The organism is Flavobacterium sp. FlaQc-52, assembly GCF_044007495.1.
GTDB lineage: Bacteria > Bacteroidota > Bacteroidia > Flavobacteriales > Flavobacteriaceae > Flavobacterium > Flavobacterium cupriresistens.
Genome location: NZ_JBIPCV010000003.1, coordinates 397,795 through 409,582, shown reverse-complemented (window position 1 = coordinate 409,582; position 11,788 = coordinate 397,795). Strand labels below are relative to the sequence as shown.

8 protein-coding genes are annotated in these 11,788 nt (G+C 35.0%); 1 reads left to right on the top strand and 7 read right to left on the bottom strand.

The window, feature by feature from the left end:
- Window positions 1–34: 34 nt before the first annotated feature.
- The 7 genes from ACHRV5_RS08315 to gdhA all read right to left on the bottom strand — a co-directional run bounded on the left by ACHRV5_RS08315 (window position 35) and on the right by gdhA (window position 10,492).
- Window positions 35–631 (bottom strand): lipoprotein signal peptidase, encoded by a 597-nt coding sequence (locus ACHRV5_RS08315; protein ID WP_047776727.1) that lies wholly within the window; start codon window positions 629–631, stop codon window positions 35–37.
- Window positions 632–714: 83 nt separating this feature from the next.
- Complete coding sequence (locus ACHRV5_RS08310; protein ID WP_035681592.1) at window positions 715–1,095, bottom strand: TraR/DksA C4-type zinc finger protein; 381 nt, start codon at window positions 1,093–1,095, stop codon at window positions 715–717.
- A 7-nt stretch (window positions 1,096–1,102) separates the two neighbouring features.
- Window positions 1,103–4,504: an isoleucine--tRNA ligase gene (gene ileS / locus ACHRV5_RS08305; protein ID WP_395426420.1), complete on the bottom strand. Its 3,402-nt coding sequence runs from the start codon at window positions 4,502–4,504 to the stop codon at window positions 1,103–1,105.
- A gap of 130 nt (window positions 4,505–4,634) precedes the next feature.
- Entirely contained in the window at window positions 4,635–5,348 is a 714-nt protein-coding gene (recO, locus tag ACHRV5_RS08300; protein ID WP_395426419.1) for a DNA repair protein RecO, read from the bottom strand.
- Window positions 5,345–6,376 carry an acyltransferase family protein gene (locus ACHRV5_RS08295; protein ID WP_395426418.1) on the bottom strand — a complete coding sequence of 344 codons (1,032 nt, stop codon included), beginning with the start codon at window positions 6,374–6,376 and terminating at the stop codon, window positions 5,345–5,347. Before ACHRV5_RS08295 ends, recO begins: the two co-directional genes overlap by 4 nt.
- 43 nt (window positions 6,377–6,419) lie before the next feature.
- Entirely contained in the window at window positions 6,420–8,693 is a 2,274-nt protein-coding gene (locus ACHRV5_RS08290; protein ID WP_395426417.1) for an ABC transporter substrate-binding protein, read from the bottom strand.
- Between the two features lie 455 nt (window positions 8,694–9,148).
- The gene (gene gdhA, locus ACHRV5_RS08285) at window positions 9,149–10,492 is read right to left on the bottom strand and encodes an NADP-specific glutamate dehydrogenase (protein WP_047776719.1); all 1,344 of its coding nucleotides are present in this window, start codon (window positions 10,490–10,492) and stop codon (window positions 9,149–9,151) included.
- Between the two features lie 325 nt (window positions 10,493–10,817).
- On the opposite strand from gdhA, the gene ACHRV5_RS08280 reads away from it, so the two are divergent.
- On the top strand, window positions 10,818–11,609 hold the full coding sequence (locus ACHRV5_RS08280) for a hypothetical protein (RefSeq protein WP_047776717.1): 792 nt from the start codon (window positions 10,818–10,820) through the stop codon (window positions 11,607–11,609).
- Window positions 11,610–11,788 lie beyond the last annotated feature (179 nt).

Below are 11,788 nucleotides of genomic sequence, written 5' to 3'. Positions count from 1 at the left end.
TCGAAACCTAAAAACACTATTCTTCCAAAAGAACTTAGTGTTTAGGAAATGCTCTTTTATTAAAGACCAACAATATTCCAACCCCTGTTGAGATGGCTACATCAGCCACATTAAAAATAGCATTAAAGAACATAAAATGCTTTCCTCCAAAGATTGGCAACCAAGTTGGCAAATTGCCTTCCCAGATTGGAAAATAAAACATATCTACCACCAAACCGTGGAACCATGTACCGTATGGTGCTGGTGAGAAAAGAGTAGCCAGGTTATGTGAACTGTCATCGAAAATTACACCGTAAAAAACAGAATCCAGGATATTTCCTGCTGCACCGGCAAAAATCAATGCTATTGCTACAACCAAATAATTGGAATGACGTTTTTTAATTGCATCTGCCAACCAATACCCGATTCCGAATACAGCAAAAATTCTAAAAACAGTCAGAATTAATTTTCCATATTCACCCGGAATTTTTGTTCCCCATGCCATTCCTTCATTTTCTATGAAATGAATTCTAAACCAATCTGCAATAACAACTTCTTCACCAAGAATAAAATTTGTTTTTACATAAATTTTAGAAAGTTGATCCACAATTAAAACTAAAAATATAAGGAAATACGCTTTTCGTAATGACATTTTATGAAATTTTGATGGCAAAAATAACAATTAAATAAAAAAAACGCTCCTAAAGGAGCGCTAATTTTTAAGTATCTGAGATATTATCTCTGTAAATTCTTGGCTTCGATGCTCATTGTAGCATGAGGAACAATTTTAAGTCTTTCTTTACCGATTAATTTTCCTGTTACTTTACAGATACCGTATGTTTTGTTTTCGACACGGAATAACGCATTTTTCAGATCACGGATAAACTTCTCTTGTCTGATAGCCAACTGAGAGTTTGCTTCTTTAGACATGGTTTCACTTCCTTCTTCAAAAGCTTTGAAAGTAGGAGAAGTATCATCTGTTCCGTTATTCAAGTCGTTCATATAAGCACTTTTGATTAAATCAAGATCTGCTTGTGCTTTTTGTATTTTATTTTGGATTATCTCTTTGAACTCTGCCAAATCGGCGTCAGAGTATCTTGTAATTTCATCTACCATTTTTATATTATTTTGAAATTAATATCGTTGTTTTAATATCATCAAACTCAATTTCTGTGCCGTTTTCTAAAGCGTCAACAAAAACCAAACTATCTGTTAATGTTTCTGACTTAATGTAAGCTTCGTTTTTCAGAATTGCTTCTTCCAAAAGACCACTTCTTTTAAGCTGAACTTTAATTTTGTCTGTAACCTCAAATCCTGAATCTTTACGAATATTCTGGATTCTGTTTACCAATTCCCTCGCAATACCTTCATTCTTCAATTCTTCGGTGATTGTTATATCAAGTGCTACTGTTATTCCACCTGAATTTGCAACCAACCATCCTTCGATATCTTGTGAGGTTATTTCGACATCTTCTAATGATAAAGTTACGTTATTTCCAGCAATAACAATATCTAACGTCCCTTCCTTGTCTAACTGATTGATCTGATCGGCAGAAAAACCTTGTATTTCCTTAGAAATCAGACCCATATCCTTACCGAAGCGTGGTCCTAAAGCTTTAAAATTAGGTTTAATTTGTTTTACCAAAATACCTGAAGCATCATCTAAAAGTATGATTTCTTTAACGTTTACTTCGGCTTTTACCAACTCGGAAATAGCTTCAATTTCAGCACGTTGATTATCGTCAAGTACCGGAATCATTACCTTTTGTAAAGGTTGACGTACCTTAATCATTTCCTTTTTACGAAGTGACAACACCAAAGAGGAGATGGTTTGCGCCTTCTGCATTTTGCTTTCTAACGTTTTATTAACAAAGTTTTCGACAAATTTCGGGAACTCAGCCAAGTGAACACTGGCATATTGCTCAGATCCTGTAGAAACTGTCAAATCACGATACAATTTATCCATGAAAAAAGGAGCGATCGGGGCGCTTAGTTTACTTATGGTAAGCAAACAGGTATAAAGTGTCTGGTAAGCCGCAATTTTATCATGTGCATATTCGCCTTTCCAGAAGCGACGACGACACAAACGAACGTACCAGTTACTTAGGTTTTCCTGAACGAAGTCAGAAATAGCTCTTGCTGCTTTTGTTGGTTCGTATTCTTCGTAACATTCGTCAACAAATTTTATTAACGTATGTAATTCAGACATAATCCACTGATCAATTTCCGGTCTTTCGTTTAACGGAATTTCGGCTTCAGCGTATTTAAAACCATCAATATTGGCGTATAAACTAAAGAAAGAATACGTATTGTATAACGTTCCGAAGAATTTACGACGAACCTCAGCGATTCCTTCCAAATCAAACTTCAGGTTGTCCCAAGGGTTTGCGTTCGAAATCATGTACCAACGTGTGGCATCAGGTCCGTATTCTTTAATTGTTGTAAAAGGATCTATTGAATTCCCTTTACTTTTTGACATCTTTAGTCCGTTTTTATCTAAAACCAAACCATTTGAAACTACATTTTTGTACGCCACTTTATCAAAAACCAAAGTTCCGATAGCATGTAACGTATAAAACCATCCACGAGTCTGATCTACACCTTCAGCGATAAAATTCGCAGGGAAATCTTTATTCTCGTCGATTTTATCCTTATTTTCAAAAGGATAATGCCATTGTGCATAAGGCATTGCACCAGAATCAAACCAAACATCGATCAAATCGCTTTCTCGTTTCATTGGTTTTCCTGAAGCTGAAACCAACGTAATTTGATCTACTACATTTTTATGTAAATCGATTAAATCATAATTTGCTTCAGACATATTCCCGATTTCGAAATCTTTGAATGGGTTTTCTTTTTGAAAACCGGCTTCAATAGCTTTCTCAATTGCGTTGTATAATTCTTCAACAGAACCAATTAAAACTTCTTCTTTTTTGTCTTCGGTTCTCCAAATTGGCAACGGAATACCCCAATATCTAGAACGAGATAAGTTCCAGTCGTTGGCATTTTTCAACCAATTTCCGAAACGTCCTTCACCGGTAGATTTAGGTTTCCAGTTAATAGTTTCATTCAAATCGAACATTCTATCTTTTACATCAGTCACCTTAATAAACCAGGAATCTAACGGGTAATATAAAAGCGGTTCGTCTGTTCTCCAGCTGTGAGGGTAACTGTGAACATATTTTTCTACTTTAAAAGCTTTATTTTCTTCTTTTAAACGAATAGCGATTTCAACATCTACAGAACGCTCAGGAGCTTGTCCGGCGTCATAATATTCGTTTTTAACATATTTACCGGCAAACTCACCCATGTGCGAAGTGAATTTCCCTTGTAGATCTACTAATGGAACTGCTGTACCACTTTCGTCCAAAACCAACATTGGCGGAACTTCCGGTTTAGCTTCTTTTGCTACTTTAGCATCATCTGCACCAAAAGTTGGGGCAGTATGTACAATTCCGGTTCCGTCTTCTGTAGTTACGAAATCTCCCGAAATTACTCTAAATGCATTCTCCGCATTTTGGTAAGGCAATGTATAAGGCAATAATTGCTCGTAACGAATCTCTACTAAATCGGCACCTTTAGCTTCTGTTAGTATAGTATACGGGATATTTTTATCTCCGGATTTGAAATTTGCAAAATCCGCTTCCTCTGTGCTGGCAAAAAATCCTTTTCCGAATTGTTTTCCAACCAGATTCTTTGCTAAAACAACATTTATTGGCTCGAAAGTATATTGATTGAAGGTTTTCACCAAAACATAATCAATTTTTGGTCCAACTGTCAATGCTGTGTTTGATGGCAATGTCCAAGGAGTAGTTGTCCATGCTAAAATATGAACGTCTCCAAATCCTTGTAAAAATGAAGGCAATGTTTCCGATAGTGTTTTAAACTGTGCTACAATCGTAGTATCGGTAACATCACGGTAAGCTCCAGGCTGATTTACCTCGTGAGAAGACAATCCGGTTCCTGCTTTTGGAGAATAAGGCTGAATAGTATATCCTTTGTACAACAAACCTTTATCATAGATTTGTTTCAAAAGCCACCAAACAGACTCCATATATTTGGGTTTGTAAGTCACATACGGATCTTCCATATCTACCCAATAGCCCATTTTTTCGGTTAGGTCATTCCATACATCAGTATAACGCATTACGGTTTTTTTACACGCTTCGTTATATTCTTCAATAGAAATGGTTTTACCAATATCTTCTTTTGTGATTCCTAGTTCTTTCTCGGTACCTAATTCTACAGGCAATCCGTGCGTATCCCAACCGGCTTTTCTTTTTACCTGAAAACCTTTTTGAGTTTTATATCTGCAAAAAATATCTTTAATAGCACGTGCCATCACGTGGTGAATTCCCGGTAAACCATTAGCTGAAGGAGGTCCTTCAAAAAACACATAAGGTTCAGCACCTTCACGTGTAGTTACACTCTTTTCAAATATATTTTCTTTCTTCCAAAAATCAAATACTTCTGATGCCACTGTAGGCAAGTCAAGTCCTTTGTATTCAGTAAATTTTGTACTCATTTTATCCTTTTCTTAAACGAGGTGCGAAAGTAAGGAATTTTGAGGAATATAGATAAAAGATGACAGAAAAAAGAATGAAGTCACGGAATTTCTAATAAATTCAACAAAAAAGATCGTCTGTTTCGAAAATTTAAGAGAAAACTTCTTTTAAAACCTCTAAAGATTTCGGATTTTTAAATCCATCTAAATGAAAACGGTAGTAATCAATGAGAATTTTAAGGAGTATTTGTCTTTCAGCAACATTAAAAACTTTCTGATCGTTGTCAAATTTTAAATCAATCAGTTTTTTAAACAAATCACTTTCGTGTTCCGTCAGCGAACCCAGACCATGAAAATGGGTAAAAACACCATCGTACATTTCAAAATAAGGCAAACTTATTTCTGAAACATCGGGATAAAATCCCAAATATTTGGTCGTTTCCAGCAGTAGCGTCAAGTGAAAATTAGAAATCTCATCGTGCTGATCCAACCAGGTTAAAGCGGTCTCTAAAAACAAAAAAAGCGATTCGTTTTTCTCTTCTTCCTGAATGGAATAATGGAGCATCTCCGACAAAAACATCACCATTGTACTTTTTACAATATCGGTATGAATACTTTGAAAAGGAACTGCTGTTTTTATTTCCTTGAAATTCTCTAAAGTGCCTTTGTTTTTATGAACTGCTTCAATCTCCAAAATAGACAAAGGCTGAAAATACGCAATTTTCTGACTGACTTTACGCCCCGAAAAAGCATCGCGTACAAAATAAGATTTCAAGCCATTTGAAAGTGTAAAACATTTTACAATCAAACTTTTCTCTTGAAATTTTAAGGCCGAAATTACTATTGCTTTGGTTTTGACTATCATACTGCCTGAATTTGCATTTTATCTTTTTTATTGAATCTGTCCAAAAATCTTTTCTCGATAAAAAACCACGACAACACCGCAAAAAAGAGACTAATAAAAACAACTGCCAATGCCATCAAAAAAGGATTGTATTTATGAAACAAATCATACTGTCTGAAAAGTTGAATTACAGGAAAATGATAAATATACAATCCGTAAGTAAAATCACCATACTTACCAAAATTATTCAACCACGAAATCGTATAAGCTGCAATTATTACAATCGTCCCAAAAGCAGCCGGATAAAATAAATCTAATGGAATCTCAGAAAAATGACACGCCATAAGCAACAGAACCGACAACATCAAAAGCTTCTTTTTGTGCACCATCATTAAATCGAAATTGAGAAACAAGAAAATTCCGGTTACAAAATAAGACAAATAGCCGGGTAGTTGTTTGGCCAACAACGGTTGATTAAGATAAGAATCCATTATAAACCAATACAACAACGATAATACATAAAGACTACCAAGCACCAGGAAGCTTCTCTTACTTTTTCTGATTGCATAAAAAATAAATGGCAAAACAAGGTAAAAACCTTCTTCTACCTTTAGTGTCCATAGCGCTCCATTGACAGCACACAGGAGATTATTATCAAAAAGTCCCGGCAGACATGGATGCATAAAATTTAAAAAAAGTAAATTCCACCCCAGATATTTATAAACCCCTGCATCTAAAAAATACGCTGAAAAACTATAACTACTAAAACAAGCAAAGATTAAAGTCGAAAACAGAACAACAACAATATAAGCCGGCAGAATCCTTTTGGCTCTTTTTATAAAATACAATTTGAGAGAAGGTGTATTTACAAAACTTTTAGCAACCAAAAAACCGCTTATAACAAAAAACCCTTTGACACCAATAATTGCACTGGAAAAATTGGATAAAAAATAAAGACTCTTGCTTTGCGAAAGCTCGCTCAAATGCGCCAAGAGTACATTTGCAGCAAAAAAGAACCTTAAAAAATCAAAACAGTTTTTATCATTCATACCAAACCTGAGCTAAAAACACAGCTACATCTTCTAATTTAGATTACCTGATTATCATTACTTTTTTCACTTTAGTTTCACCTCCGTCCTGAGCCGAAATAAAGATCATATAAACTCCGGAAGCTACTTTATACCGTCCAAAGGCAGTTGTATCCCACTCTATTGTTCCACCTTGCGAAATAGCTTCGTAAACAAGATTCCCTTCAATGTCTGTAATTTTTATGTTTGCTTTGTCTATTAATCCGGCTATTTTTACCGTTCCTCCATAATTTGGACGTACAGGGTTTGGATACACATAAGCATTATTTAAATTCTCATTTGCAGCCGTCGATATGCCTTTGAAAGAAACCAAACCTTTATCTGTTGCAATAAAAACTTCGCCTGTTGCACTATTAATATCAATATCATTTACTATATTACTTGGCAACGGTGAATTATTTATTGTAAAATGATATTTGGTCTGCTGCCCGTCCGGAGAAACCATAAACACTCCGGAATCGGCAGTCCCGATCCATTTGTTATTAGCACCATCAACTACAATATCTGTAATAAACTGCTCGTACAACAATTCCTGCGCCAGACCATCTTCTACAATAATAATTGATTTTGTAGTTAATTGATCCTCTGTCGTAAAACTATTCACATTAGACAAAACCCTTAATCCTTTTGTTGTACCTATCCATAACTGATTATTATTATCGGGAGTAGCTACTCGGGCATCAACAGAGGGGAGATTACCTGTATCGGGACCGATTGTGATTTTCTTAATAACGTTTCCTTTCTCATTAAACCCAACAATTCCGTTATTAAAGGTTGCCATCCATTTTGTTCCGTTTTTGTCAATAGACATCCTTCCGAAAGGACAACTGGATATTTCTGTTATTATTCCTTTTGTAGAAAAACTTTGCCAATCTCCGTTGGGTTTCAAAACCTTTATCCCATCATCGACCAAACTGTTGTTCATCCACAAATTTCCTGATTTATCAAAAACAGTTCCATTCACCCACACATCAACCGTACCCGGTGGAACCGCATCAAGCGGACTATTTTCTCTTCCATATAGATGATTTGGAATGTTATTTTCAAGTTTCAACAAACCAGCATCATACGAACCGATATATACTTTATTCTCATTATTTGGATCTACGGCAATTCTCACTAACGACTTTGCTTCTAAAACCTCTTCATAAGGAATGTTCAACCATTGATCCTGACTGAATTTACTTATTCCATAACTATCCTTTGGATACGGATTATAACCTCCTGAATAATCCCCAAAAACAGTCCAAAGCGAACTTGGAGTGGCTTGAATTGCAAAAACACTATTTCGCAAAGGACCACTCGGCATGGTATTTTCAAACGTAGAACCACCTAAAAGTGTCGATGTAAACAATCCTTTATCTTTTGTTCCAATATACAATCCATCTCCAACCACTGTTGTACAAGTAAAACTCAATTTATCATTCAAAACCTGCGTATTGCTAATTTGACGATTCAACACCATTTGATTATTATAGACATAAACCGTATTAGGCGTTGTAATAAACAAATTATGATTTTTGGAACGAATGTCTGTAGCAGGCTGAGAAAGTTGAAAAAATCCAATAAATGTATTGGAGTTATAACGATGCAAATATCCCGCAGCATTAACAGCTACAAGCTCTGTATCAAAAGCCTCAACACCGGACCAATCTCCCGTATTTACTGTACTCCACTGACTAAAATCGATAAGATTGGGATTCGTAATTTCTGCTTTTCTAATTCCACTGGAAGTTGCAGCAAAAATAGACCCGTTAAAAAAAGCCGTTTGTTTTATGCTTATTTGTGCTCCATTGTCTCCTATAAAATAAGTATCTCCAAATTGAGCGGTTTTCAGATTAAACTGAACAATTCCAAAATCACAGGAAATATAAACCAACCCATTCTGCTCCATAAAATGATTGATTTTCTTTAAATTCGAAGGTAACTGTTTGTTAATAATGTCTACTTTTTTCACAATACCTCCATCAGCTTCATTGACAAGAATGAGCAAGCCATTCTCATAACCGACTAAAGTTTTTTTGGCACTTTCACTATAATATAAGGCAGAAATAGTTTGGCCAGACAAGCCATCAACAGTCGTGGTCGTTTTAATTATATTCGTAGTCGAATTTTTAGAAAACAATGCATTTTCTGAGGCAGCAAAAACAGTTGTTGGACTTTCTGAAATATCCTTTATTTCGTTAAACGAAAAATATCCCTGCCAAGACAAGGTGTTTTGCCCAAAACTCAATTGCATCAGCAACAAAAACAAAACACATAAAAACCTTTTTTTCATTATTAGATCGCTATAGAGAGACAAATATACTACAAACGAAAGTATTTGATTTTTGTTCTCTTCATAAATAATTCAGATAGCTATTTTCATGAATTGGGGCTAATTGTTTTTTTGCCACAGATTGAAAAGATTTATACCGATTATCTAATCATTTTGATCTTTTTTCTAGCAGATTTACTTCGTCTGTTTGCTATCGCTCGCGTTGTAGATTTTAGAAAAAGTACTAATCCAAAAAACAGCTTGCCATTTTATTTACCTATTTCCATTTGAATGACATGCTGTAAAAGTTAGCCACTCTTTATCAAAGTCTAAAAACGTATTGCATTGCAATCTGTGGTAAAATAAAAATAGTCTCAATTTGCAACTGATTTCAGACTATAAAAAACGCTAAAACAAAAAAATGCCTTCGATTCATCATAAGACGAATGAAGGCATTTATTAAATTGTAATTAAAATTACACTACACCTTGAGCAAGCATAGCATCAGCAACTTTAACAAATCCGGCAATATTAGCTCCTTTTACGTAATTTACGTAACCGTCTTCACCAACACCGTATTTTTTACATTGGTTGTGAATTCCAACCATGATATCTTTTAATCTTAAATCTACTTCTTCACTAGTCCAGTTCAGACGAATAGAGTTCTGCGTCATTTCTAACCCAGATGCAGCAACTCCTCCTGCATTTGCAGCTTTTCCTGGAGCGAATAATACTTTATTGTCTAAGAATAATTTAATAGCATCTAGTGTAGAAGGCATATTAGCAGCTTCCGTTACACACAATACTCCATTATCGATTAGTTTTTGAGCATCTTCACCATTCAATTCGTTTTGAGTAGCACATGGAATAGCGATATCTACTTTTACTTCCCAAGGGCTTTTTCCTTTATGGAAAACAGCATTTGGATATTTCTTAAGGTAGTTCTCAGCTCTGTTATCTCCGGTTGCTCTCATTTCAACCATATGTTCGATTTTCTCTCCAGAGATTCCTTCTTCATCATAAACATAACCATCAGGTCCGGAAATTGTTACCACTTTCCCTCCTAATTCATTTATTTTTAAAGCAACACCCCAAGCCACGTTTCCGAAACCTGAAATAGCTACTCTTTTTCCTTTTATCTCATGTCCGATAGTACGTAACATTTGGTCTGTAAAATAAACCACTCCGTATCCGGTAGCCTCAGGACGAATTAATGAACCCCCGTAAGCAATTCCTTTTCCAGTTAAAACACCGGTAAATTCGTTTCTGATTCTTTTGTATTGACCAAATAAATAACCAATTTCTCTGGCACCAACACCAATATCTCCCGCAGGAACATCCAGGTCAGGACCAATATGGCGACATAATTCAGTCATAAAGGACTGACAGAAACGCATGATCTCTCCATCGGTTTTTCCTTCAGGATCAAAATCAGAACCTCCTTTTCCACCTCCCATAGGAAGTGTTGTCAGACTATTTTTAAAAACTTGTTCAAAAGCAAGAAATTTCAATACAGACAAATTCACTGTATGATGAAATCTAATTCCACCCTTGTAAGGTCCGATAGCAGAATTCATTTGAATTCTGAAACCTCTGTTTACAATGATCTCTCCATTATCATCTACCCATGGAACTCTAAAAATTATAGAACGTTCTGGCTCAGCCATTCTAAGAAGTAAGTTTTTTCCATCGTACTTTTTTCTTTCAGCGATAAATGGAATTACCGTTTCTGCAAATTCTCTAACGGCTTGAAGAAATTCTGGCTCGTTTGGATTTTTTGACTCAACAAGAGCCATAAATTCATTTATTTTTTGTTCCATTTTTTAAATAAATTATTCTAGTAAATTATTTTATTTACACTCCTTGTAAACTTAGAAAACACGTTTAAGAAAACGTTTTCGTTTTGACACGCAAAGATAGGATAAAATGATAATTTAATGCTATTTTTTTTCATTTGAATCATCGAATTATATTTTTTTCAAACAATCCGAAAAATACTATTTTACACTTCTAAATTTAGATCAAAACAACCCAATTAAAAGTAGCAAATTAAGCATTTTGCTACTTATTTTCTAATAGCACAATTTAAAATTTTGAATCGGGCATGTTTTTTATATATTTGCCAAGATTTGAAAGCCCAAACTCATGCTTAAACCTATAGTACTCACATTATTCGCCTTGTTAGGAGTCTCAACCAACGTTAATGCGCAATCTTTTGCACAAGAAGTAGGAATAATATTCGGACCTGTATCTTTTCAGTCCGATTATGGAGAAAGAAACAATTTTGACACCACTATAGGAAATACAGGATTTGGTCTGGGAATTGTACACTTCATCAACTTTTCTGCTAATAATAACAGAGGTGGTTTTTTCTCAGAACATTTTAAAGTCAGATCGGAATTATCATTTAGTACTACCAAATTAAATCATTTCGGAGCATCAGTAGAAGGAAATCCATCAAAGTTATCGACTCAGCAACTCAAAGCCATGTCCGGACGTTCATCCTTATTGAACCTTGGTGCACAATTAGAATTTTCTCCATTTATGAAAATACATGATTATGAGAGAAGCATTGGTGTGTTTAGTCCTTATTTAAGTTTAGGATTTATGGCTAGTTATTACTCCACAAAAGTAAGTTCTTCATTAGGTCCTTTGGGAACTCCCGAGACCACTTATCCAAAATACCTTGTACCTTCAGATGGTCGAAAATATGGTTTTTCTGAGGAAACCGGTGTCGCTTTCTCTGTGACAACAGGTGTCGGAGTACATTACAAATTAAATGAAATAAACGATTTAATGTTGGATATTCGTTATCAAGGCTTTAGTTCTGACTGGGTTGACGGTTTAAACCCAAACAAAACCAGATACAAAGAAAACAAATCTAATGACTCTCAGGTTTGGCTTAACGTAGGGTACATATATTACTTTGGGGACTAACATATTTTAAATTCCAAAGTTTTTGAAATTCCAAATTCCAAATTTTTTGAAGAGTATACTTTTTTGGTTTTAAATCTAAAGATTTTTTTTGCTGTTTGTGGCTTTATTCTGGGTACAGCTTAAAAAAAAATCAAACCGATACTGTGGGTTATTTTCATTTCCTTGATCCTAAAGCGGTA

Bases quoted from the DNA above. Each gene is read 5' to 3' on its own strand.
- ACHRV5_RS08310 (WP_035681592.1), bottom strand. From the start codon at position 1,095: ATGGTAGATGAAATTACAAGATACTCTGACGCCGATTTGGCAGAGTTC.
- ileS (WP_395426420.1), bottom strand. From the start codon at position 4,504: ATGAGTACAAAATTTACTGAATACAAAGGACTTGACTTGCCTACAGTG.
- recO (WP_395426419.1), bottom strand. From the start codon at position 5,348: ATGATAGTCAAAACCAAAGCAATAGTAATTTCGGCCTTAAAATTTCAA.
- gdhA (WP_047776719.1), bottom strand. From the start codon at position 10,492: ATGGAACAAAAAATAAATGAATTTATGGCTCTTGTTGAGTCAAAAAAT.
- ACHRV5_RS08280 (WP_047776717.1), top strand. From the start codon at position 10,818: ATGCTTAAACCTATAGTACTCACATTATTCGCCTTGTTAGGAGTCTCA.
- ACHRV5_RS08295 (WP_395426418.1), bottom strand. From the start codon at position 6,376: ATGAATGATAAAAACTGTTTTGATTTTTTAAGGTTCTTTTTTGCTGCA.
- ACHRV5_RS08315 (WP_047776727.1), bottom strand. From the start codon at position 631: ATGTCATTACGAAAAGCGTATTTCCTTATATTTTTAGTTTTAATTGTG.
- ACHRV5_RS08290 (WP_395426417.1), bottom strand. From the start codon at position 8,693: ATGAAAAAAAGGTTTTTATGTGTTTTGTTTTTGTTGCTGATGCAATTG.